Annotated in this window: 16 protein-coding genes; 12 read left to right on the top strand and 4 right to left on the bottom strand. The window is 68.4% G+C overall.

The window, feature by feature from the left end; translation table 11 throughout:
* Positions 1-42: 42 nt before the first annotated feature.
* Together dnaE and ACWGKS_RS04545 are read right to left on the bottom strand one after the other, a co-directional pair.
* Positions 43-3606, bottom strand: a complete 3564-nt coding sequence (gene dnaE, locus ACWGKS_RS04550; RefSeq protein ID WP_358510822.1) for a DNA polymerase III subunit alpha — start codon at positions 3604-3606, stop codon at positions 43-45.
* A 261-nt stretch (positions 3607-3867) separates the two neighbouring features.
* Positions 3868-4743 (bottom strand): hypothetical protein, encoded by an 876-nt coding sequence (locus tag ACWGKS_RS04545; RefSeq protein ID WP_358510824.1) that lies wholly within the window; start codon positions 4741-4743, stop codon positions 3868-3870.
* Positions 4744-4948: 205 nt separating this feature from the next.
* On the opposite strand from ACWGKS_RS04545, the gene ACWGKS_RS04540 reads away from it, so the two are divergent.
* The gene (locus ACWGKS_RS04540; protein WP_358510838.1) at positions 4949-6139 is read left to right on the top strand and encodes an endonuclease/exonuclease/phosphatase family protein; all 1191 of its coding nucleotides are present in this window, start codon (positions 4949-4951) and stop codon (positions 6137-6139) included.
* Positions 6140-7013: 874 nt separating this feature from the next.
* On the opposite strand, the gene ACWGKS_RS04535 is transcribed toward ACWGKS_RS04540, so the two are convergent.
* Both ACWGKS_RS04535 and ACWGKS_RS04530 read right to left on the bottom strand, forming a co-directional pair.
* A complete protein-coding gene (locus ACWGKS_RS04535; RefSeq protein WP_452521718.1) occupies positions 7014-8381 on the bottom strand; it encodes a DUF222 domain-containing protein in 1368 nt (455 codons plus the stop codon).
* A gap of 726 nt (positions 8382-9107) precedes the next feature.
* Positions 9108-10196, bottom strand: a complete 1089-nt coding sequence (locus ACWGKS_RS04530; RefSeq protein WP_358513273.1) for a LacI family DNA-binding transcriptional regulator — start codon at positions 10194-10196, stop codon at positions 9108-9110.
* Between the two features lie 255 nt (positions 10197-10451).
* On the opposite strand from ACWGKS_RS04530, the gene ACWGKS_RS04525 reads away from it, so the two are divergent.
* The 11 genes from ACWGKS_RS04525 to ACWGKS_RS04475 all read left to right on the top strand — a co-directional run bounded on the left by ACWGKS_RS04525 (position 10452) and on the right by ACWGKS_RS04475 (position 23261).
* Positions 10452-11978, top strand: coding sequence for a sugar ABC transporter ATP-binding protein (locus ACWGKS_RS04525; protein WP_358513271.1), 1527 nt, complete (start codon positions 10452-10454; stop codon positions 11976-11978).
* Positions 11979-11980: 2 nt separating this feature from the next.
* Positions 11981-13003: an ABC transporter permease gene (locus ACWGKS_RS04520; protein ID WP_452457021.1), complete on the top strand. Its 1023-nt coding sequence runs from the start codon at positions 11981-11983 to the stop codon at positions 13001-13003.
* Entirely contained in the window at positions 12993-14027 is a 1035-nt protein-coding gene (locus ACWGKS_RS04515) for an ABC transporter permease (protein WP_358513269.1), read from the top strand. Before ACWGKS_RS04520 ends, ACWGKS_RS04515 begins: the two co-directional genes overlap by 11 nt.
* Positions 14024-15085: a rhamnose ABC transporter substrate-binding protein gene (gene rhaS / locus ACWGKS_RS04510; RefSeq protein ID WP_358513267.1), complete on the top strand. Its 1062-nt coding sequence runs from the start codon at positions 14024-14026 to the stop codon at positions 15083-15085. Before ACWGKS_RS04515 ends, rhaS begins: the two co-directional genes overlap by 4 nt.
* A 16-nt stretch (positions 15086-15101) precedes the next feature.
* On the top strand, positions 15102-15419 hold the full coding sequence (locus ACWGKS_RS04505) for an L-rhamnose mutarotase (RefSeq protein ID WP_358513265.1): 318 nt from the start codon (positions 15102-15104) through the stop codon (positions 15417-15419).
* 167 nt (positions 15420-15586) lie between these two features.
* Complete coding sequence (locus ACWGKS_RS04500) at positions 15587-16621, top strand: LacI family DNA-binding transcriptional regulator (protein ID WP_358513263.1); 1035 nt, start codon at positions 15587-15589, stop codon at positions 16619-16621.
* 94 nt (positions 16622-16715) lie between these two features.
* Positions 16716-17759 carry a LacI family DNA-binding transcriptional regulator gene (locus ACWGKS_RS04495; RefSeq protein WP_358513261.1) on the top strand — a complete coding sequence of 348 codons (1044 nt, stop codon included), beginning with the start codon at positions 16716-16718 and terminating at the stop codon, positions 17757-17759.
* Between the two features lie 163 nt (positions 17760-17922).
* Positions 17923-18846 carry a carbohydrate ABC transporter permease gene (locus ACWGKS_RS04490; RefSeq protein WP_358513259.1) on the top strand — a complete coding sequence of 308 codons (924 nt, stop codon included), beginning with the start codon at positions 17923-17925 and terminating at the stop codon, positions 18844-18846.
* Positions 18847-18849: 3 nt separating this feature from the next.
* Positions 18850-19776, top strand: a complete 927-nt coding sequence (locus ACWGKS_RS04485; RefSeq protein WP_358513257.1) for a carbohydrate ABC transporter permease — start codon at positions 18850-18852, stop codon at positions 19774-19776.
* 30 nt (positions 19777-19806) lie between these two features.
* Positions 19807-21135, top strand: a complete 1329-nt coding sequence (locus ACWGKS_RS04480) for an ABC transporter substrate-binding protein (RefSeq protein WP_358513255.1) — start codon at positions 19807-19809, stop codon at positions 21133-21135.
* Positions 21136-21206: 71 nt separating this feature from the next.
* Positions 21207-23261: a beta-galactosidase gene (locus ACWGKS_RS04475; protein ID WP_358513253.1), complete on the top strand. Its 2055-nt coding sequence runs from the start codon at positions 21207-21209 to the stop codon at positions 23259-23261.
* Positions 23262-23308 lie beyond the last annotated feature (47 nt).

Here is a 23308-nt window from a genome sequence, read left to right as displayed (position 1 = left end):
CACACGAGGGCCGGTGCTCCACGGAGCGTGGATTCCGCCTGGTCAGTAGTCGACCGAGTACGCCCCCAGCAGGCTCTTCACCTCACCGTTGAACTCCGGGGAGATCCGCACCGAGTAGTTCTCCAGCGCGTAGATCCGCGAACGCACCGGGTTGTCCACGCGGACCCGCACCGGGGTCTCGCCCTTGTGAGTGCTCAGGATCTGGCGCAGGTCGCCCACCAGGTCCGGGGAGAGCCGCTTCTCGTCCAAGGTGAGCAGGACCGGGGGCTCCCCCTCGGTGATGTGCGAGATGTCCAGGATCGACATCTCCGAGGCGAACATCGACCAGGTACCGTCACGGTCGTTGAGCCGGCCCTTGACCGTGACCGCGGTGTCCTCCAGCAACGCCTCCACGTACAGCGGATACGTCTTGGGGAAGAACAACACCTCCATCGAGGAGTCCAGGTCCTCCACCGTGGCGATCGCCCACTGGTTACCGGCCTTGTTGGTGCGCTTGTCCACCTTGGAGATCAACCCGGAGATGCGCACCTCACCGCGTTCCCGTCCCAGGTCGCCGGCGACGATCTGCGCGATGGAGGTGTCCCGAGAGCGGGCCAGCACCCGCTCGGCCCCGGCCAACGGGTGGCTGGACACGTACAGACCCAACATCTCCCGCTCGAAGGCCAGCTTGGTCTTGCGGTCCCACTCCTCGTCGCCCCACTGGATGTTCAACCCGATGGGGGTGGAGTCACCGTCGTCGTCCCCGCCACCGAACAGGTCGAACTGGCCGTTCGCCTCCTGCTTCTTGGAGCTGATCATGCCGTCCACCGCCATCTCGTGGTGGCGGTACAGCTCCCTACGCGGCTGCCCCAGGGAGTCGAACCCACCGGCCTTGACCAGCGACTCGATCACCCGCTTGTTACAGGCGGCCAGCTCGATCTTGGACAGGAAATCCGTGAAGGAGGTGTACTTGCCCTTCTCGGTCCGGGTCTTGACCACGGAGTTGACCACGTTGGCGCCCACGTTGCGGACCGCGCCCATACCGAAGCGGATGTCGGAGCCCACCGGGGTGAAGCGCAGACCCGACTCGTTGACGTCGGGCGGCAGCACCTTGATTCCCTGGGCCCGACACTCGGCCAGGTACACCGCCATCTTGTCCTTGTCGTCGCTGACCGAGGTCAGCAGCGCGGCCATGTACGCGGCGGGGTAGTTGGCCTTGAGGTAGGCGGTCCAGTACGCGACGAGGGCGTATCCGGCGGCGTGCGACTTGTTGAACGCGTAACCGGCGAACGGGAGCATGACGTCCCAGATCGCCTGCATGGACTCCCGGGAGAAGCCCTTCTCGATCATGCCCGCGGAGAACTTCTCGAACTCCTTCTCCAGGGCCTCCTTCTTCTTCTTTCCCATCGCCCGACGCATCAGGTCGGCGCCGCCCAGGCTGTACCCGGCCAACTGCTGGGCGATCGCCATGATCTGCTCCTGGTAGACGATCAGGTGATACGTCTCACCGAGGATGCCCTCCAGGGCGTCCTTGAGCTCGGGGTGGATCGCCGTGACTTCCTGCCGGCCGTTGGAACGGTCCGCGTAGTCGTTGTGGGCGTTGGCCGCCATCGGACCGGGTCGGTACAGCGAGAGCACGGCGGTGATGTCACCGAACGCCTTCGGCTCCATCCGCTTGAGCAGGTTGCGCATCGCGCCGCCGTCCAGCTGGAACACACCGAGCGTGTCCCCCCTGGCCAGGAGCTTGTAGGTCTTCGGGTCGTCCAGCGGAAGCTTTCCGAGGTCGACGTCGACGCCGTCGGCCTCCTTGATGCTCTTGACCGCGTCGTCCATGATCGTCAGGTTGCGCAGGCCGAGGAAGTCCATCTTGAGCAGACCCATGTCCTCGCACTGAGGGTAGGGAAAGCCCGTGATGATGGCGCCGTCGGCGTCACGCTTGTGCAGCGGGATGACGTCCAGCAACGGTTCCTTGGACAGGATGACGCCCGCCGCGTGCACACCCGTGCCACGCGTCAGGCCCTCGATACCCCGAGCGGTCTCCATCACCTTGTTGACCTGCGGGTCGTTGTCGACCAGGTTGCGCAGCTCGGTCGTCTCGCCGTAACGCTCGTGGTCGGTGTTGTACACCGCGTCCAGCGGAATCTCGTTGCCGCCCACCGGGGCCGGGAACGCCTTGGTGATCTGGTCGCCCGTGGAGTAGGGCATGCCCAGGATGCGGGTGGAGTCCTTGATCGCGGCCTTGGCCTTGATGGTGCCGAAGGTCAGGATCTGCGCCACCCGCTCCTCGCCGTACAGGCGGGTGACGTACTCGATCATCTCCCCGCGCCGACGTTCGTCGAAGTCCAGGTCGACATCGGGCATGGACACACGTTCGGGGTTGAGGAACCGCTCGAACAGCAGACCGTGGTCCAAGGGGTCCAGGTCGGTGATGCCCAACATGTAGGCGATCATCGAACCGGCGGCCGAGCCACGGCCCGGGCCCAGCGCGATGCCGTTCTCCCGGGCGTAGTCGCAGATGTCGGCGACCACGAGGAAGTAGGCGGGGAAGCCCATCTCGTTGATGATGCCCAGTTCGTACTGGATGCGGGAACGCGCCTCGTCCGTGGCCCCGTTCGGGTAGCGCACCGGAATGCGGCGCTCCACCTCCTTGGCCAGCCAGGAGGCCTGGGTCTCGCCTTCGGGGACGGGGTAGACCGGCATCAGGTCACGGTGGGCGAAGACGTTGTCGTAGGCGCTCGGGTCGACCCGCTCCGCGATGAGCAGGGTGTTCTTGCACCCCTGGGCCCACTCGTCGAAGTTGAGCAGCCCGCGCATCTCGTCGCCGGACTTGAGGTAGTAACCCGAGCCGTTGAACCGGAACCGGGTGGGGTCGTCCAGGTTCTTGCCCACACCCACCGCCAGCAGGGCGTCGTGCGCCGAGGCCTGGGACTCGTACACGTAGTGGGAGTCGTTGGTCACCAGCGGCGGGATGTTCAGTTCCCGGCCGACCCTGAGCAGACCGTCACGGACCTCCTTTTCGATCGGCACCCCGTGATCCATCAGCTCCAGGAACACGTTGTCCTTGCCGAAGATGTCCTGCAGCCCCGCCGCGTAGGCGATGGCCTCCTTCTCCTGGCCCAGCCGCAACCGGGTCTGCACACCACCCGACGGGCAGCCGGTGGAGACGATGACGCCCTCGTTGTACTCCTGCATGAGCTCCAGGTCCATGCGGGGCTTCATGTAGTAGCCCTCCATGGACGCCAGCGAGGACATCCGGAACAGGTTGCGCAGGCCCTGCTCGTTCTCGGCGAGCATCGTCATGTGCAGGTAGCGGCCACCACCGGAGATGTCCTTGCCGCCTTCGGCCGAGGCGTCGTCGGAGCTGTTGGAGCGCCCCCAGAACACCCGCTTCTTGTGGAAGCGCGACTCGGGTGCCACGTAGGCCTCGATACCGATGATGGGGGTGACCCCGGTGCCCTTGGACTGTTGGTAGAACTCGTAGGCGCCGAACATGTTGCCGTGGTCGGTCATGGCCACGGCCGGCATCTCCAGCCGCGCCGCCTCCTTGAACAACGGCTTCAACTTCGCCGCCCCGTCGAGCATCGAGTACTCGGTGTGGACGTGCAGATGTGCGAAGGAGTCGGCCATGACGCGTGTGCCCCCAGGCGGGTAGACGGACGGGTGGTGACTCCTGAGACTACGACTTCCCTGTGACTCTCGGGGACACCTGTGGACAACGAACCGGGCCCGTATCAATGCGCCGGGCCCGGCCCGGGGAGGCTCGCGATTCGTCGGGGGTCGAGGCCTCCATCTGCGCGTGGGGACGGCCCTTCGGGGGTGTCGCCGTGGAGAGGTCTCCGCGCACGTCTCCCGGGTCGATCCGGACCGCTTCCCGAGTCCCGCCGCGGGTCAGGGTCGTGAGGTCCCCTTGGAAGCTCGGAGGTCGTGGGCGAGGGTGCGTAGCCACGGGTCGCGGAAGGCCGGTTCGCCGGTCAGGACACGGTGGACGAGGGAGCGGACCCGGCGGGTGCGTCCGTGTTCGTGGCAGCTCAGCGCGTCGGCCAGCCCTTGCCGGGCCCTCTCGTCGTGGCGGGGTCGGGTGACGGCGGGGTCGGACCAGCGGGTGCGCCGGAAGGAGTCCTCGGTCTTGGGCTGGGAGTTGCCCAGGTGACTCCAGAGAAATCCACCGATGGACACGTTGCGTACGGAGCTGGGCGGCAGGTCGTTCGTCCACTCGGCGTGCTGCTGCCAGCGCCAGGTATTGGGGCTGGTCTTCTCGCGGGAGGTGATGCCGAGGTAGCGGACCCTGTGGCGGATCACGTTCCAGGCGGCCCGTTCGTCGTCGATCCAGTCTCGTAGATGCTGGTGCAGGTTGCCGAAGGTGGAACCGCGCGCGACCAGATCGGTGAAGACCACGGGGCGGTCGCGGGCGGCCAGGGTCTGCGGGCTGATCCCGGTCGCGTCGAGGTTGACGCGCAACTGGGCGCGTTCGTCGGGGGTCAGGTCCTCGCCGTCGAGACCGTAGAGGGACAACGGCAGGCGGTGCAGCCGTGTGTGGTGGGAGGTATCGGCGAGCACCCCGGTGAGCAGGTCGTACACGCTGTCCGGGGAGCGTCCGACGAAGTAGAGGTCACCGTCCGCGCTGCGTGCCAGGACCTTGGCCGCGCACTCGGCGAGTTCGTCGACGTGGGTGGGGTCGTAGTCGATGCCTTCGGTGAGGGAGCCGATGCGGTCTCCCCCGGGGATGTTCCAGCGGAAGGGGAGGTTGGGTTCCTTGTGTGCCATGGGGACTCCATTCGAACAGGGTGGGGAGGGTTCGCCAAGGGGATTTCGGTGTCGTTCGGACGACGGTGGTACACCGTTCGGACACGATCCCCTGTTACGCTCCGGCGCGCGAACCCCCGCTGAGAGGACCATCTCCGTGACCAAGACGCCCCGTCGCATCGCTTCCACCGCCACTCTCGTTCTGGCGGCCTCCGCCCTGGTGGCGATGCCCGCCGCCGGAGCGGAGTCGCCGTCGATCCCCGCCCCGCCCGGTGAGCACGAGGTTCGCTTCGCGACCTTCAACACCGCTCTGGAGCGCCCCGAGGAGGGGATGCTCGCCGAGGAACTGGCCTCACCCGACAGCGACCAGGCCCGCAACGTCGCCGAGATCATCCAGCACGCGCGGCCCGACGTGCTGTTGGTCAACGAGTTCGACCACGACGAGGAGGGCGTGGGGCTGCGGCGGTTCCAGGACAACTACCTGTCCGTGGGACAGAACGGCGCCGACCCCATCGACTACCCGTACGTGTACAACGCCCCGGTGAACACCGGTGTGGCCTCAGGAGTGGACCTCAACGGCGACGGTGAGGCCGTGACCGAGCCGGGAACCCCCGAGTACGCCGAGGACGCCTTCGGGTACGGCGTCTTCCCCGGCCAGTACGGCATGGCGGTGCTGTCCAAGTACCCGATCGTCACCGAGGAGGTGCGCACCTTCCAGACCTTCCGCTGGGCGGACATGCCGAACGCGCTGCTTCCCACCGACCCCGAGACGGGCGAGTCCTACTACTCGGAGGAGGCCCTGGAAGTGCTGCGACTGTCCTCCAAGAGCCACTGGGATCTCCCCATCGACACCGGGCGGGGACGACCCGTGCACCTGTTGGCCAGTCACCCCACGCCGCCGACCTTCGACGGCCCCGAGAAGCGCAACGTGGCCCGCAACCACGACGAGATCCGATTCTGGGCCGACTACGTGCGTCCCCGCGCCGCCGACTACGTCTACGACGACGCTGGGGTGCGAGGCGGGTTGGCGCCGGGGGCCCGGTTCGTGATCGCCGGAGACCTCAACGCCGACCCCAACGACGGCGACGGGCATCCCGAGGCCATGACTCAGCTGTTGGAGCACCGGGACATCGTGGACGTGCGCCCCTCCAGCCAGGGCGGACGCGGCGCGGCCGAGCGGCAGGGCGCCGCGAACGACGACCAGATGGGCGACCCGGAGCTGGACAGCGCGGACTTCGTGGACGAGCCGGGTCCGGGCAACCTGCGGGTCGACTACGTGCTGCCCTCGCGTTCGCTGCCGGCCCGCGCGTCGGGGGTGTTCTGGCCGACCGTGGACGACCCTCTGTTCCGGCTTACCGGCGACTACCCGTTCCCGAGCTCGGACCACCGCATGGTCTGGGTGGACGTGGTCCGCTGACTCTCCGGCCCGGGTCGGTACGTGGGCGGGGGGGAGGTGAGGGTAGGGCGCGGGAAGCGGGAGCGGAGCGGAGCGCGGGGAGCAAGACGCGGGGCGCGGGGAACAAAACGCGGGGCGCCGGCGGTGGGTCCTCCGGTTCACGGGGCGGGTGTGGGGTGTGTTGGTGGGGCGCCTCGGTTTTCTGGCTCTTTGGGGTGGTTGGGCGGGGTGGGGGTGGGTTCTCCCTCCTTCCCCGCCGCGTGATTGTTGCCGCCCGCACCGCACGCGTCAAGGCGATGTCGAGTGCTGTAGCGATGGGGTGGGTGGCCTTGACCCGTACGGCACGGGCGGCGGTTTGGCGGCTATCGGGGAAGGGGGGAGAGTGGTTGAGGTCCCAACGGCCCCGGGCTTCGCCCGGTCCGGCCGTGGCCGGCCGGATGCCTTCCCCTCTCTCTGGTGTCCTCGTGGGCCGCGTCGCCACTACGTGACGGGTCCGGTCACGAAGTACCCGCTACAGGTGAGGCTCGGGGCGGTACGCGTCCCTGCGGTAGCCGGCACCGGCGCCCCTTTGGCGATGATCTTGCTCGTAGCGCCATGTTCGGCGCCCAACATGGCGCTACGGACAAGATCATCATGATGGAGAGACAACACGGGGTTGATGGTGCCGGTGGGCCGGTACCAGGGGTGGCAGTGGCGCCGAGACCCCCAACGGGAGCCGCTCCGGCCCCGGGATATGACTCCGGGTAGGGGGTTCGCGGCGGGGACATACCGATATCCCCACAGGACACAGGGCCCTTGGGTTCTGACACCCAACCGGGGGTGATCTCGGGGTGGTCGCGGCGGGGTGGTGTTCCACCTGGCGGAAACGCATGGTCGTGGAAGCGGATGGTGGTGGTTAGAGGACAGTGGCTGGGGCCGGCTCCCCCTCCCCATCCCCCGACCCGGATTCCTTTCCCGCTTCCTGGCGGTTCTGGGCGTGGTGGTGCTCCCAGATCTGCCGATTCACCTTCGCCTGCAACCGGTGCTTAAGCCGGTTATGGGTCGAGCACAACACCTGCATGTTCTCGGCGCTGGTGACCCCGCCGTGGGAGAACGGAACGATGTGGTCGTACTGCGACCAACTACGCGGCACATCACAACCCTCGTGCCACTCGCAGTAAGGCTTCTTGAACCCCGCCGCCTGGCGCACCGGATCCGGAGCACACCGCTGCTTACGCCCCACATCCAACAGAGTCCGACCCTGGGCATCGGTCACGAACCGGCGCAACCAACTCTCGGGGGTCAAACGGGCCACCATCTGATCGGGCAACACCACCCCATCCTCGGTGGTGGCCGGCTCAGCCGACCCATCACCCAGGAAGCGCTTCAGGGGCACGGTGATGTTCAACGTGGCCAACGGTTGGCGGCTCAGGCTGGAGCAACCCCGGTGGGTCAGAGCTGTCTCGAAGATCCGCATCATCGCGTCATAAGTGCGCTGATGCTTCGGCATCGCCGTGTTATCCGGCCCATACGGCTCGGTGTAAGCCTCCAGAGCGGCCTGGATGAGCTCGTTATCGGCCCCCGGACCCCACATCCGCAACAAAAACCCGGACTCGAACGTGGGCGAGAACTGCGCGCCCCGGTTCTCGAACGTTTCGTCATAGTCCCGGTCGGCCTTATCCGGGTCCAGGCGGGCGACGAACCATTTCGCCGCGTCCCGCAACTGGCGCACCGAAGCCTGCGGGCATTCCTTCTTATAGGCGATGAGCCCGTATTCCAACCGGGCCCGAAACCCCTCCACCGAAGGACGCTGGGCACGGAATTCCTCATCCGCTGTTTCGAGGACCTTCGCCCACTCGGTGGTGGCCTTTTCGGTGGAGGTCGCGATGGCGCAGGCTTCACCCAAGGACAGGGCGCTGGTCTGGAAGGCTTCTTCCACCAGGGAGAGCTGCTGCTGGCACAACGCCCGGGCGAGGGTGGCAAGGCTCTTGGCCTCGGCCGGAGAGGTCCCCCACTGGTGGGTGATCCACGCCTGGATGCTGCGCTGGCCACCCTCTTCCAACAAGGCGCCGGTGGTCTCCATGCGGGCCAGGGCGGGCAACATCCCGTAGCGGATCCGGTCGACTTCACCATTGAGCCGGCGAAACTGGGCGAGCGTCTCGGTTTCACACCCGAACGGGATATCCCGGCCGGAGAATTCCACCGCCATCTCCCGCGCACCCGCCATCGCCTTATCGACCGGGGTGTTCCCGGTCGGGCGCGGTGTGTGGGGAGGAAAGCTCATACTCTGATTATATGCGAACACCCCAGGAAATGACAGGCCCACCCTCCAGTTTATTAACCGAATTCTGGAGCCGACATGCCTACCATGAATTGGTCCCTGTTGTGGGTTATCCATAATCCGGAATCGAATGGGATCCTGTTTTTGATCTTGTCCGTAGCGCCATGTTGGGCGCCCAAATGGGCGCTAGGAGCAAGATCATCGCTGTGAAGACCAGAGCCGGCTACCGCGGGGACGCGCCCCGCCCCGAACCCCACCTGTAGCGGGTCCTTCGTTGCCTGACCCGTCACGTAGTGGCGACGCGCTCAACGAGGACACCAGAGGGAAGGGAAGGGATCCGGCCGGCCACGGCCGGAGTGGGCCGCAGGCCCGCAGGGCCGTTGGGACCTCAACCACTCTCCCCCCTTCCCCGATAGCCGCCAAACCGCCGCCCGCGCCGTACGGGTCAAGGCCACCAGCCCCGCTGCCAGAGCACACGACATTGCCTTGACGCGTGCGGTGCGGGCGGCAACAATCACGCGGCGGGGAAGGAGGGAGAACCCACCCCCACCCCGCCCAACCACCCCAGGGTTATCTAGCCCAGGCGCCCCACGCACCCACCAAGATGAATCGTTTTAAACTCGCACTGAATCAAGATCAGCATGGGCATGCACGCGAACGCTCGGACGCGCCCGAGCTTCAGCTCAGCCAGCTCAGCTCAGCCAGCTCAACCAACTCAGTCAACTCAACTCAGGCCCGATGTGCGGCCGTCGAGCCGCGCAGCACGATCTCCGGGGTGAAGAGCCGGCGCTCGTGTCTGTGGCCGGAGTCGTCGAAGTGCTCCCGGAGCAGGCTCATCGCCGTGCGTCCCAGCTTGTACTTGGGCTGGGCGACCGTGGTGAGCCCGGGATGCACGAGGGCGGCGACGTCGATGTCGTCGTAGCCCATCACCGAGATGTCGTCGGGGGCGCGTAGGCCACGTCGCCCAAGCCCCTTGAGGAAGCCCAGGGCGAGCTGATCGTTGGCGCAGAACACCGCGGTGGAACGCTGGCGGGGCCCACCGGCCAGGATGGTGTCCACGGCCTTCTCGCCCTGTTCGGGGTTGAGTTGGGGCACGTGCACCAGGTCGAGGGCGGTCTCCGGGTCCAGGCCCGCCTCGGTGACGGCTTGGAGTAGACCCTGGTGGCGGCGGTGGACCTGGTCGATGGAGAAGGGGCCGGTCAGGAAAGCGATCCGTTCGTGGCCGAGCCCGATGAGGTGGCGCCCGGCGGCCAGTCCGCCGGCCTCGTTGTCGACGCTGACGCTGCAGCCTTCCTCGATGGGCACGTCGCCGCGGTCCAGCGCGACCCAGGGGATCCCTTGTTTGCTCAACCAGCGTAGGTCGGACAGGTCGTCGTCGATGGGCATGACGACCGCGCCGGCGGCGCGCTGTCCGGCGAGCAGGCGTAGGTTGCGCTCCTGTCGGGTGTGGTCCTCGGCGGAGTTGAGCAGCAGCACCGCCAGGCCGGACTCCACCGCCTCGTCCTCGACTCCGCGCGCGACCTCCGTGAAGTAGGGGTTGGTCACGTCCAGGACCAGTAGTCCCACGCAGTCGCTGCGGCCGGACCGCAGGTTGCTGCCGGAGGAGTTGCGCACGTAGTCGAGTTCGCGGATGGCGGCCTCGACGCGTTCCCTGGTCTCCGTGGCCACTCGTTCGGGGCGGTTGAGGACGTTGGACACGGTCCCGGGCGAGACCCCCGCGTGCTTCGCGACCTGGGTGATGCCGACGGAGCGCCGGGCCGCGGTGGGGTTCGGGTTCTCGGGCACGTGCGGTACTCCCAGCCTGGAAGGTGCGCTCATGGTCACACCGTGATTGAAACGTGTCAATGTCAATCGTACAAGTGACTCAGGGGCGAGGGGCGTCCCTCGCCGATCCGGGCGGTGTTGTGGGCGGTCCTGGCCCTTTATCAGGATGTTTCCCGGATGTCTTGACGGCTGCCTGTGGCCTAATTAACATCACCCTCATATTAAAACGTTTTGTCTGCTGATCCGACCCACGCACCGATCCCTCCGCGTATCGACCTCGACGCGAGTCCTCAACGGAAGGAGGACAGCATGGCGGTTCGAGGCCCCACGGGTCCGCCCGTCCTCTCCCTCGCCGACGTGAGCAAGGCCTTCGGCAACGTCCGCGCCCTTCGGAACATGTCCCTGGAACTCCACCCGGGCGAGATCCACGCCCTGGTAGGGGAGAACGGGGCCGGCAAGTCCACCCTGGTCAAGACCCTGGCCGGAGTGCACCGCCCCGACCACGGCCGTGTGCTGGTCGACGGCGCACGCGTGGAGTTCACCGCCCCCGCCGACGCCCAACGGGCCGGGGTCGCGGTCATCTACCAGGAACCCACCCTCTTCCCGGACCTGTCGGTCACCGAGAACATCTTCGTCGGTCGCCAGCCCCGCACCCGTTGGGGCACCATCGACAAGGCCCGCATGCGTCGCCTGACCAGGGAGGCGTTCACCCGTCTGGGTGTGGAGGTCGATCCCGAACGTCCCGCGCGCGGACTGTCCATCGCCGACCAGCAGCTCGTGGAGATCGCCAAGGCCATCACCCGCGACGCCCGGGTCCTGATCATGGACGAACCCACCGCCGCGCTGTCCGGGGTGGAGGCCGAACGCCTGTTCCGGGTCGCCCGCTCCTTGCGCGACGCCGGAGCGGCGCTGCTGTTCATCTCCCACCGCTTCGACGAGGTGTTCGCCCTCAGCGACCGGGTCACGGTCGTGCGCGATGGATCCTTCGTCTCCTGTGACCCCACCGGCGACCTGGAGGTGGACACAGTGGTGCGCCGCATGGTCGGCCGCGACGTCGACGACCTCTATCCCAAACAGGAGGCCGTCATCGGTGAGACCGTCCTGGAGGTGGAGGGGCTCACCAGGCAAGGGGTCTTCGCCGATGTCTCCTTCACGGTGCGGGCCGGGGAAATCGTCGCGCTGGCCGGGCTGGTGGGCGCCGGACGCAGCGAGGTCGTACGCGCCGTGTTCGGGGTGGACCGTTACGACCTCGGCGCGGTTCGGGTACACGGTCGACCGCTCCCCGCCGGTCGGCCCAAGGCCGCGATGGCCGCCCACATGGCCTTGGTCCCAGAGGACCGCCGCCAGCAGGGGCTGGTCATGGAGTCCTCCATCGCCCGCAACGCCACCGCCACCCGTCGCCGTCCGCTCAGCCGCGCGGGCCTGCTGACCTCGCGCGCGGAGAACGAGGCGGCCCACCACTGGGGGGAGCGTCTGCGCCTGAAGTTCGGCGATCTGGCCGACACGGTCTCCACCCTGTCCGGCGGCAACCAGCAGAAGGTCGTACTGGCCAAGTGGCTGTCCACCGAACCGCGGATCCTGTTCGTCGACGAACCCACCCGTGGGATCGACGTGGGCACCAAGGCCGAGGTCCACCGTCTGCTCACCACCCTGGCGGGGGAAGGGGTGGCCGTGGTGATGGTCTCCAGCGAACTCCCCGAGGTCCTGGGCATGGCCGACCGTGTCCTGGTGATGCACGAGGGGCGACTCACCGCCGAACTCGACCGATCCGAGGCCACCGAGGAGTCCGTCATGTACGCGGCCACCGGAACGACCGTGGGGAAGGGGGCGACGTGACGGTGACCGACACCCAGACCCCGGTCGTGTCCAGCACGACCGGACGCGTCCGGCGCACCCGTCGGGTGCGTGAACTCGGTGTGCTCCTGGCGGTGGTCCTGCTCATCGCGGCCACGTGGCTGAACAATCCCGGGTTCCTCTCCAGCCAGGGCGTGCGCGACCTCTTCCTCGGCGCGACCGTACTGTCCGTTCTGGCCGTGGGCCAGGCACTGGTCCTGATCACCAAGAACGTCGATCTGTCGGTCGGTTCGGTGATGGGACTGTCGGCCTTCGGAACCGGCACCCTCTTCGTGGCCTTCCCCGGGCTCCCCGTCCCCGTGGTGCTCATCGCCGGTGTGGTGGTCGGTGCCCTGTGCGGTTTGGTGAACGGTTTCCTGGTCACCTTCGCCCAGGTGCCCGCGCTGGTCGTCACCCTGGGCACGCTCTACGCCTTCCGCGGGCTCGGCCACTGGTGGGCCGACGGTGGCCAGGTCAACGCCCACGACATGCCCTCCGCTTTCCTGGACCTGGGTCGGTCGAGTGTCCTGGGCGTACCATTGCCCGCCGCCGTCGCCATCGTCGTGGTCGTCGGTGTGGGCCTGTTCCTGTCCCACTACCGCTCGGGCCGTGAGCTGTACGCCATCGGCTCCAACGTCGAGGCGGCCCGCCTGTCCGGCATCTCCGTGGGGCGCCGGGTCCTGGCCGCCTTCGTCGCCAACGGCGCGCTGGCCGGTCTGGCCGGGGTCCTCTTCGCCGCCCGCTACGGCACCGTCGACTCCACCGTCGGCTTCGGCATGGAGTTGCAGGTCGTGGCCGCCGCCGTCGTGGGCGGCGTGGCCATCGCCGGGGGAGTGGGCACCGTCTACGGCGCTGCCCTGGGTGCCATCCTGCTCACCACCATCACCGCCGCCCTGCCCATCTGGCGGATCGACCAGTTCTGGCACCAGGCCGTCGTCGGCGCGCTCATCCTGGCCGCCATCGGCCTGGACCGGCTGCTGGCGCTGCGCTCGGCGCGCAGGCTCCGAGGAGGTCCCCGTGGCTCCTGACACCATCGCCCCTTCCCCCACCCCTGGAAGGTTCCGAACCCTGCTGTCGGCCCGCGAGGCCCCCGTGGTCGGCGCGTTGGTGGTGGCGTTGTTGTGCGCGTCGATGTTCGTCGACGTGTTCGCCACCGGTCGCAACACGAGCTTCCTGTTGTTGAGCGTGGCCGCCATCGCCCTCATGGCCCTGCCGATGACCCTCATCGTCATCACCGGGGAGATCGACCTGTCGGTGGCCTCCACCCTGGCCCTGACCAGCGCCACCCTGGGCGTGCTGTGGGAATCCGGTGTCCCGATCGAAACGGCCCTGGTGATCTGCCTGGTGATCGGTGCCCTGCTCGGCGCCCTCAACGGGGTGCTGGTCACCGTGATGGGGTTGCCCTCCCTGGCGGTCACCATCGGCACCATGGCCCTGTACCGGGGCCTGGCCTACGTGCTGCTCGGGGATCGGGCCGTGGCCAGTTACCCGCAGAACTGGGTGAGCGGGGCCCGCGCACCCTTCCCCGGGGTGGAGGGCCTGCCCTGGGTCGCGGTGGCGATCCTCGTGCTCGCCCTGCTTTTCGCCGTGTTCCTGCACGCCACCGGCGCCGGACGTTCCCTGTTCGACATCGGTAACAACGACGAGGCCGCCCGCTTCTCCGGGGTGTCGGTGAAGTGGACGAAGTTCTGGCTTTTCACGCTCAGCGGAGTGGTCGCCTCCTCGGCCGGGCTCTTTTGGACCCTGCAGTACGGCACCTCTCGCGCCGACACCGCCTTCGGCCTGGAACTGCAGGTCGTGGCCGCCGTCCTGCTCGGCGGGGTGTCCATCTTCGGTGGTGTCGGTTCGATCCTGGGCGTGATGAGCGGCGTGTTGTTGCTCGGTGTCCTGCGCAACGCCCTGCAGCTGTTCGGCGTCAGCAGCGACGTCCTGCTCATCGTCACCGGCGCGATCCTCATCGCCTCCGTCGTCACACCCAACCTCGTGGCCCGGGTCCGCTCCCGGCGCGCACGCCCACTCGCATCCCGTACCCCCGAGGGAGACACACCATGATCGACCCCCGACGCTATTCGTTCCTCACCGCGACCGCGGCGGTGATGCTGCTGGCCACCGCTTGTGGCGGCACCACCATCGACGACGCCCAGGACGAGGACGCCCAGGGGCCCACGGGAACCGCCGACCCGGACGCGGAGATCCCCGAGGGCCTGGCCATCGACTTCCTGCCCAAGCAGCTCAACAACCCGTTCTTCGACCTGGTCGACGCAGGGGGACAGGAGGCGGTGGAGGAAGTGGGCGGCGTGGCCACCGAACGGGGCGGTACCGAGGCCACCGCCGACTCCCAGGTGGAGTACATCAACGCCGCCAGTCAGGCCGGCAGCGACGTCATCGTCATCGCCGCCAACGACCCCGACGCCGTGTGCCCGTCCCTGAACGAGGCGCGCGACAACGGCGCGGTCATCGTGGGTTATGACTCCAACGCCAACTGCACCGACGTGTTCGTCAACCAGTCCAGTAACCGGCTCATCGGGCAGACCCTGGTGGACATGGTCGAGGAACAGCTCGGCGGCGAGGGCACCTTCGCGGTCCTGTCGGCCACTCCCAACGCCACCAATCAGAACGCGTGGATCGAGGAGATGGAGCAGATCCTGCAGGAGGACGAGTACGCCGACCTGGAGTTGGTGGACACCGTCTACGGCAACGACGACGACCTGGAGTCGTTCCAGGAGATGCAGGGGCTGATGCAGTCCCACCCGGACCTGGACGCGGTCGTCTCGCCCACCACGGTCGGCCTGGCCGCCGCGGCCCGCTACGTCAGCGATTCCGAGTACCAGGGCGAACTGGTGGTGACGGGCCTGGGCACGCCCAACCAGATGCGCGAGTTCGTGCACGACGGCACGGTCGATGGGTTCGCGCTGTGGAACCCGCACGAGCTGGGCTACCTGGCCGGGTACACCGGCGCCGCGCTCAAGGCAGGACAGATCACCGGCGCGCAGGGGGAGACCTTCACCGCCGGAGACCTGGGCGAGTTCACGTTCGAGACCGACGGCGAGGTCGTGCTGGGCCCGCCGCTGGTCTTCGACGCCGACAACGTGGACGACTTCGACTTCTGACCCGGGAAGGGGACGCATGCGACGAGTGTGTTTCGTGCTGAAGGTGCGCGAGGATCGGTTGGCGGAATACCGTGAGCGCCATGCCCAGGTATGGCCCGAGATGCGTCGGGCCCTGTCGGAGAGCGGTTGGCACAACTACTCGCTGTTCGCCGACGAGCGGGGCATGGTGATCGGCTACCTGGAGACCGAGGACTTCGACGCGGCCCGTGCCGCCATGGCGAAGACCGAGGTCAACGCCCGCTGGCAGGCGGAGATGGCGCCTCTCTTCGAGGACCTGGACGGTCGCCCCGATGAGGGGATGCTTCCGCTGACCGAGGTCTTCCACCTTCCCTAGGAATCCGTACGCCCCGGTCGGTTACTCGACCGGGGTTTTCCCGTGCCGGTGGCGTGAGCGCTAACAAGCCGGGTGGAGAACCCCTACTTCCCGACCTTCCCGACCATTGCCCCGGGAATGGCAGTGCAGTATGTTAACGCCCACCAACCCCGGCAAGGAGTTTTTGGGTGGACCACACTTCCCCGCCCGTCCGGGTGAACCGTGACCCCGCGATGACGGACGTCGCTCGGCTCGCCGGTGTCTCCCACCAGACGGTGTCCCGTGTGCTCAACGGACACCCCAACGTCCGTGAGCAGACCCGGTTGCGTGTGCGCGCCGCCATCGAACAGCTCGGTTACCGCCCCAACCGGGCCGCCCGCACCCTGGCGACCGGGAAGTCCCAGCTCCTGGGCGTGGTGGCGCAGAACTCCACGCTCTTCGGCCCCTCGTCGCTGCTGGCCGCCTTCGAACTGGCCGCCACCGCGCGGGGGTTCGTGGTCAGCGTGCGCCGGGTCCGGGTCCTGGACCACGGTTCCATCGCCGCCGCGGTGGAACACCACCGCGAACAGCGGGCCGCCGGGATCGTGGTGATAGCCCCCACCGGCGCGGCGGACGAGGCCCTGGCCGAGGTGCCCACCGACGTTCCCGTGGTGACGGTGGACGGCGACCCCGAACGTGAGGGCACCCTGGTGACCGTGGACCAGGAGGCCGGGGCGCGACTGGCCACGCGGTGTCTGCTGGAGGCCGGACACGAGACGGTCTGGCACGTGTCGGGCCCGGCGGACTGGTTCGACGCCGCCGGTCGACTGCGCGGCTGGCAGCGGACCTTGGAGGAGGCCGGCGCGGAGGTTCCTCCGGTCAGCCAGGCCGACTGGAGCGCCGCATCGGGCTACCGGGCGGGGCTGATGTTGGCCCGAATGCCAGAGGTCACGGCGGTGTTCGCGGCCAACGACCATTTGGCCCTGGGGATCCTGCGGGCGATGCACGAACGCGGCCGTTCGGTGCCCGGCGACGTCAGCGTGGTGGGCTTCGACGACGTGCCCGAGGCCGCCTACTTCATTCCACCGTTGACCACGGTGCGGCCCGATTTCGACACCGTGGCCACCGAGGCGCTGAGCGTGTTGTTGTCCCGGGTCTCGGGTGAACGGACCGGTTCCACGCGAAGCGTCATCACCCCCACCCTGGTCGAACGCGACAGCGTGGCGGCGCCGCCGACCGCCTAGGGCCGGTGCTCCGCCCCGTGCCGGCTAAACTGAGCGCCGTCGAACGCAGGAGGCGGCCGGGGAAGACGCCGCCAGGGGGCACGGAGGCGTGGGGATGGGAGAGGGCGCTGAGACCGTGGCGGGGGCACGCCGTCGCGGAGCCCGGGTCTCCATGGCCGACGTGGCCCGACTGGCCGGGGTCTCCTCGCAGACCGTCTCCCGGGTCTCCAACGGCAGCCCCAGCGTGGTGCCCGAGACCCGAGAACGGGTGCTGGCCGCCATGGAGGAGCTCGGTTACCGGCCCAACAGCGCCGCGCGCGCCCTCAAACGCGGCGAGTTCCGCACGCTCGGGGTCATCGTGTTCACCCTGTCGACCACGGGCACGTTGCGCACGCTGGAGGCGATCGCGGGTTCCGCCGCCCAGGAGGGGTACGCGATCACGCTCATCCCGGTGGCGGTGCCCACCCAGGACGGGGTGCTGGGTGCCTTCACCCGGCTGGGCGAGCTGGCGGTGGACGCCGTCATCGTCATCATGGAGGTCCACCTGTTGGACGCCGCCGACGTCCGGTTGCCGCAGGGGTTGCACGTGGTCGTGGCCGACTCCGAAGCCGACGATCGGTACGGCATGGTCGACACCGACCAAAGGGGCGGAACACGTTCGGCGGTCTCGCACCTGCTCGACCTGGGACATCGGACGGTGCATCATCTGGCCGGCCCGAGGGAGTCCTTCTGCGCGGAACACCGGGCCCGCGCCTGGCGGGAGCGACTGGGGGAGAGCGGGTGCCCGATCCCCGAGCCGATCCACGGCGATTGGTCGGCCGAAGGCGGCTACCGGGCGGGGCTGGATCTGGCAGCCGATCCCGAGTGCACGGCGGTGTTCGTGGCCAACGACCAGATGGCGTTGGGTGTGCTGCGGGCGATGCACGAGCGGGGCCGGTCGGTTCCCGAGGACGTGAGCGTGGTGGGGTTCGACGACATCGCGGAGGCGGCGTCGTTCCTGCCGCCGCTGACGACCGTCCGGCAGGACTTCCATGAGGTGGGGCGCCGACTCGTGGCCGGGGCGCTGCGTCGGCTGCGCGGGGAGGCGGACGGCCCCGGGGCCTCGCTGGTGCCCACCGAGCTGGTGGTACGCGCCAGCACCGCGCCGCCCTCGGTGTGAACCGCGAAGGTTTCCCGCGCCCGACCCCTTGACCTCCGGGCGACCCCGGTGCAACACTCCCGACACCGAAATGTTTGCGTAAACATCGCTTGGTGCCCACCTCCCGCCCCCAGCACCGGGGCCTGGCCGTGGTCGACACGGAGTGCACGACGAGGGACCCCCCATGACGCCGACGACCGCACCCACCGCACCCTCACCGGACGGGCCACCGGCGCGGAGCCGACCCCGAAGACGCTGGACCGGGTGGGGTTTCCTCGCCCCGTTCATGACCGTCTTCGCGTTGGTCTTCGTGGCACCGATCCTGTACTCGCTCTATCTGAGCGTGTACCGCGACCAATTGGTCGGCGGCACCTCGTTCGTGGGCCTGGAGAACTACCGCGGAGCCCTCACCGATCCGGTGTTCTGGGACTCGGTGTCCAGGGTGACGCTCTTCCTCGCCGTCCAGGTGCCGATCATGCTGTTCCTGGCGCTGCTCCTGGCCCTGGCCCTGGACAGCGGTCGACTCTACGGGCGCGACCTCTTCCGCATCTCGATCTTCCTGCCCTACGCGGTCCCCGCCGTGGTGGCCACCCTGATGTGGGGCTTCATGTACGGCACCCGGTTCGGGCTCGTCGGCAACGCCAACGACCTGCTGGGCGTGACCCTGCCCGACCCGCTCGCCCCCGGCGTTATCCTCGCCTCGATCGGCAACATCGTCACCTGGCAGTTCGTCGGATACAACATGCTCATCCTGTACTCGGCGCTGCGCACGGTGCCGCACAACCTGTACGAGGCGGCCGAGGTCGACGGGGCCGGCCAGCTGCGGGTGATCGCCGCGATCAAGCTCCCCGCCCTGCGCGGGGCCCTGGTGATCGCGGCGATCTTCTCCATCATCGGCAGCTTCCAACTGTTCAACGAACCCAGCATCCTGCAGAGTCTGGCGCCCAACGCCATCACCTCCGGCTACACGCCCAACCTCTACACCTACTCGTTGGCCTTCTCCGGCCAACAGCAGAACTACGCCGCGGCGGTGGCGATCATCATGGGGCTGTTGACCATGGTCATCGCCTACGCGGTCCAGCTGTTCGGCATGCGAAAGGCCGCGTGAACCATGGGCACCCCCACCCCGCTCCGCTCACCCCGGCCCCGGCCCCGGCCCCGTCGCCGCTCCGCGCCCGGCCCGCAGGGATCGCCCCGCCGGCGCCCCAGCGTCGTCCTGACCCTGATCACCGGACTGGCCCTGCTGTACTCCGTGGTGCCCCTGATCTGGTTGCTCATCAACGCCACCAAGGGCCAGGAGTCACTGCTGGACAGCTTCGGACTGTGGTTCGGCTCCGACTTCGCGCTGCTGGACAACATCGCCGCCACGCTCACCTACGACGACGGGGTGTTCGTGCGTTGGCTGCTCAACACCGTGCTCTACGTGGTGCTGGGCGCGGGAGGAGCCACCCTGTTGGCGATGCTCGGCGGCTACGCCCTGGCCAAGTTCGACTTCCCCGGGCGGCGCGCCGTCTTCGCCGTGGTCCTGGGCGCGGCAGCGGTGCCCGGCACCGCCCTGGCCGTGCCCACGTTCTTGATGTTCAGCCAGATGGGCCTGACCAACACCCCCTGGTCGGTCATCGTCCCCTCCTTGATCTCGCCCTTCGGCCTGTACCTGATGTGGGTCTTCGCGGCCCAGGCGGTGCCCACGGAGCTGATGGAGGCGGCGCGCATCGACGGCTCGGGGGAACTCCGCACCTTCTTCACGGTGGCGTTGCCGCTGCTGGCTCCCGGAACCGCCACGGTTCTGCTGTTCACCATGGTGACGACCTGGAACAACTACTTCCTGCCGCTGATCATGATCCGCGACCCCGACTGGTTCCCGCTCACGCTCGGGCTCGACGCCTGGAACGACCAGGCCGCCACCATCGGGGGCGAACCCGTCTTCCACCTGGTCATCACCGGATCGCTGTTGACCATCGTGCCGCTGATCGCCGCCTTCCTGATGCTGCAGCGCTACTGGCGTTCCGGTCTGACCGCCGGAAGCCTCAAGGGCTGAACACACCACCACGACCGAGGAGACCCCCCGATGAACAGCAGAGCACCCCGTGCCGCCGCGGTCGGCGCACTGTGCCTGGCGCTGAGCGCCTGTGGCTCCGGTGACGACACCGCCCCCGACATCACCGCCGAGGACGTCGCGACCGCCTTGGAGGAGGGCGGTGAGATCACCGTCTGGGCTTGGGAACCCACCCTGGAGCGGGTCGCCGAGGACTTCGAGGAGGCCCACCCCGGCGTCACCGTCAACGTGGAGAACGTCGGTACCGGCGACGAGCAGTACACCGCGTTGCAGAACGCGTTGTCCGCCGGGTCGGGGCTGCCCGACGTCGCCCACATCGAGTACTTCGCGCTGGGCCAGTTCACCATCGCCGGACACCTGGTGGACCTGGCCCCGTTGGGGGCCGAGGAACTGGAGGGGTCCTACACGGCCGGACCGTGGGGCGCGGTCCAGGGCGAGGAAGGCGCTATCCACGCCCTGCCCATGGACTCCGGGCCGATCGCCCTGTTCTACAACCAGGACGTCTTCGACGAACTCGACGTGGAGGTCCCCACCACCTGGGAGGAGTACGTCGAAGCGGCCCGGGAACTCACCGAGGCCGACCCCGACGTGCGCATCGCCGCCGACAACGGTGACGCCGGCAGCACCACCACCGGGATCTGGCACGCGGGTGGACAGCCCTACTCGGTGGAGGGCGAGGAGGTCACCATCGACTTCACCGACGAGGGCACCGCCCGCTACGCGGACACCTGGCAGCAGCTCATCGACGAGGACCTGTTGCTACCGGTGACCTCCTGGAGCGACGAGTGGTACCAGGCGTTGGGCGACGGCAGTGTCGCCACCCTGGTCACCGGCGCGTGGATGGGGCTGAACCTGGAGTCCGGGGTCCCCGACGGGGCCGGTTCCTGGAGGGTGGCCCCGCCGCCCGCCTGGGAAGAGGGTGAGACCTCCAGCGCCGAGAGCGGCGGCAGCGCCCTGGCGGTGCCGGTGGGCGCGGAGAACCAGGCGCTCGCCTACGCCTTCATCGAGTACGCCAACGCCGGTGAGGGGATCCAGGCCCGAATCGACCAGGGCGCCTTCCCGGCGACCGTCGCCGACCTGGAATCGGAGGAGTTCCTGGCGATCGAGTCCGAGTACTTCGGTGGCCAGCAGGTCAACCAGGTCTACGCTGACTCCGCGGCCAATGTGCGCGAGGGCTGGGCCTACCTGCCCTACCAGGCCCACGCCAACTCGCTGTTCAACGACACCGTGGGCCAGGCCTACGTCTCCGACACCACCCTCGCCGAGGGGCTGGCCGACTGGCAGGACGTCTCGGCCCGTTACGGCGAGGACCAGGGATTCACCGTCGACACCGGTGACTGACCGGGGCACGACCCCGGTGGGGGCGGCCCCGGCCGTCCCCACCACACCCATGTTCTTCGAAGGGAAACACCATGACCGACGCCGGTTCGCGTGACTGGCCGCGTTGGCCCGACCGGCCCGCCCGCCCCCGATTCGGCTACGGCGCCGACTACAACCCCGAACAGTGGCCCCGCCGGGTGTGGGAGGAGGACCTGCGTCTGATGCGCCGCGCCGGGGTCAACATCGTCACCCTCGGGGTGTTCTCCTGGTCGCGGCTGCGACCGGACCCCCACACCTGGGACTTCGGCTGGCTGGACGAGATCATGGACCGGTTGCACGAGAACGGCGTCGCCGTCGATCTGGCCACCGCCACCGCCTCGCCGCCCGCCTGGTTGGCCACCGCTCACCCCGAGATCCTGCCGGTCACCCGCACCGGTGAGACCGTCTGGCCCGGTGCCCGCCAGCATTGGCGCCCCACGTCACCGGTGTTCCGCCGCCACGCGCTGGAGGTGACCACCGCCCTGGCCGAACGCTACGGTCACCACCCCGCCCTGGCCGCCTGGCACGTGTCCAACGAACTGGGCTGCCACAACGTCCACGATTACTCCGAGGACGCCGCGACCGCCTTCCGGGCCTGGCTGCGGGAGCGTTACACCACGGTCGACGGGCTCAACCACGCCTGGGCCACCGACTTCTGGTCCCAGCGCTACACCGACTGGGGTCAGGTCCTACCGCCCCGGCTGGCCGCCTCGCACGTCAACCCCACCCAACAGCTCGACTTCGCGCGTTTCTCCTCCGACGCGCTGCTCGATCACCTACGGGCGGAAAGCGCTATCCTGCGTCGTATCACTCCCGACATCCCCATCACCACCAACTTCATGGTCATGGGCCACGTCTCGGAGATGAACTACGCCGACTGGGCGCACGAGGTCGACTTCGTCTCCAACGACCACTACGTGCGCCCCGAACCCGGCGGCGCCGACGAACTCTCCTTCTGCGCCAACCTCACCGGCGGCCTGGCACGTGGGCGCCCCTGGTACTTGATGGAGCACTCCACCAGCGCGGTCAACTGGCGCTCGGTCAACCCGCCCAAGGCCCCGGGTGAGATGGCACGCGACTCCCTGCTGCACGTGGCGCACGGCGCCGACGCCGTGTGTTTCTTCCAGTGGCGACAGTCGGCGGCCGGTGCGGAGAAGTACCACTCGGCGATGGTGCCGCACACCGGTGCCGAGAGCCGGGTCTTTCGGGACGTGACCGAACTGGGGCGGGTGTTGGCCGAGGACCTGGCCGAGGTCGCCGGATCGCGGCGGCTGCCAGCTCGGGCCGCCATCGTCTTCGACTGGGAGTCCAGGTGGGCGGTGAGCCGCGACTCGCTGCCCAGTTCGCTGTTGGACGTGCACCGCGAGGCCCTGGACTGGTACACCGCTTTCCTTGAGGTGGGCGTGCGTGTGGACGTGCTGCCCACCGACGCCGACTGGGAGGCCTACGACCTGGTGGTCGCGCCCCTGCTGCACGTGCTGCCCGAGGCCACCGCCGAACGCCTGAAGGAGTACGCCTTGGGCGGTAGGCACCTGGTCACCACCTACTTCTCCGGGATCGTCGACGAGAACGATCACGTCCACCTGGGCGGCTATCCGGGGCCGTTGCGCGACCTGCTGGGTCTTCGGATCGAGGAGTTCGCGCCCCTGCCCGAGGGCGCGAGCGTGGGCCTGGACGACGGTTCCTCGGGAACGGTGTGGTCGGACCGGATCACCGTCACCTCGGCCGAGACCGAGGTCCTGGCCCGTTACGCCGACGGTCCCCTGGCGGGAGGAGCGGCGTTGACCCGTCGCGCGCTGCCCGGCGGTGGTGGCGCCGCCTACGTCTCGACCCGTTTGGACGAGGCCCACCGAGTCGCCCTGCTCGGCCGCCTGTTGGCCGACGCCGGGATCGACGGCGAACTCCCCGAGGGGTTGCGCGGCCGGGTGGAGCTGACCGTGCGTGCCGACGATGACGCCGAGTACCGCTTCCTGACCAATCGCACCGACGAACCCGTCGAACTCCGCGGCCTGTCGGGCGCCCCGTTGACGGGGGTCACCACGTCCGGCGCGGGGACCCACGTCCTGGCACCGCGCGGCATCACCGCGTGGCGCCTGCCCACGGCCTGAGAAAGCGCTGTCCTGAGAAAGCGCTGTCCACGGGAGAGGCTCCCGTG

It is taken from the genome of Nocardiopsis sp. NPDC055879, assembly GCF_053615935.1.
This window is presented reverse-complemented; position numbering and strand designations above follow the sequence as displayed.

What these genes read in the sequence shown, in the direction of transcription:
- ACWGKS_RS04535 (WP_452521718.1), bottom strand. Translation starts at nt 8,381, where the DNA reads ATGAGCTTTCCTCCCCACACACCGCGCCCGACCGGGAACACCCCGGTC.
- ACWGKS_RS04495 (WP_358513261.1), top strand. Translation starts at nt 16,716, where the DNA reads ATGGGAGAGGGCGCTGAGACCGTGGCGGGGGCACGCCGTCGCGGAGCC.
- ACWGKS_RS04485 (WP_358513257.1), top strand. Translation starts at nt 18,850, where the DNA reads ATGGGCACCCCCACCCCGCTCCGCTCACCCCGGCCCCGGCCCCGGCCC.
- dnaE (WP_358510822.1), bottom strand. Translation starts at nt 3,606, where the DNA reads ATGGCCGACTCCTTCGCACATCTGCACGTCCACACCGAGTACTCGATG.
- ACWGKS_RS04480 (WP_358513255.1), top strand. Translation starts at nt 19,807, where the DNA reads ATGAACAGCAGAGCACCCCGTGCCGCCGCGGTCGGCGCACTGTGCCTG.
- ACWGKS_RS04530 (WP_358513273.1), bottom strand. Translation starts at nt 10,196, where the DNA reads ATGAGCGCACCTTCCAGGCTGGGAGTACCGCACGTGCCCGAGAACCCG.
- ACWGKS_RS04545 (WP_358510824.1), bottom strand. Translation starts at nt 4,743, where the DNA reads ATGGCACACAAGGAACCCAACCTCCCCTTCCGCTGGAACATCCCCGGG.
- ACWGKS_RS04505 (WP_358513265.1), top strand. Translation starts at nt 15,102, where the DNA reads ATGCGACGAGTGTGTTTCGTGCTGAAGGTGCGCGAGGATCGGTTGGCG.
- ACWGKS_RS04475 (WP_358513253.1), top strand. Translation starts at nt 21,207, where the DNA reads ATGACCGACGCCGGTTCGCGTGACTGGCCGCGTTGGCCCGACCGGCCC.
- ACWGKS_RS04540 (WP_358510838.1), top strand. Translation starts at nt 4,949, where the DNA reads ATGCCCGCCGCCGGAGCGGAGTCGCCGTCGATCCCCGCCCCGCCCGGT.
- ACWGKS_RS04525 (WP_358513271.1), top strand. Translation starts at nt 10,452, where the DNA reads ATGGCGGTTCGAGGCCCCACGGGTCCGCCCGTCCTCTCCCTCGCCGAC.
- ACWGKS_RS04490 (WP_358513259.1), top strand. Translation starts at nt 17,923, where the DNA reads ATGACGCCGACGACCGCACCCACCGCACCCTCACCGGACGGGCCACCG.
- rhaS (WP_358513267.1), top strand. Translation starts at nt 14,024, where the DNA reads ATGATCGACCCCCGACGCTATTCGTTCCTCACCGCGACCGCGGCGGTG.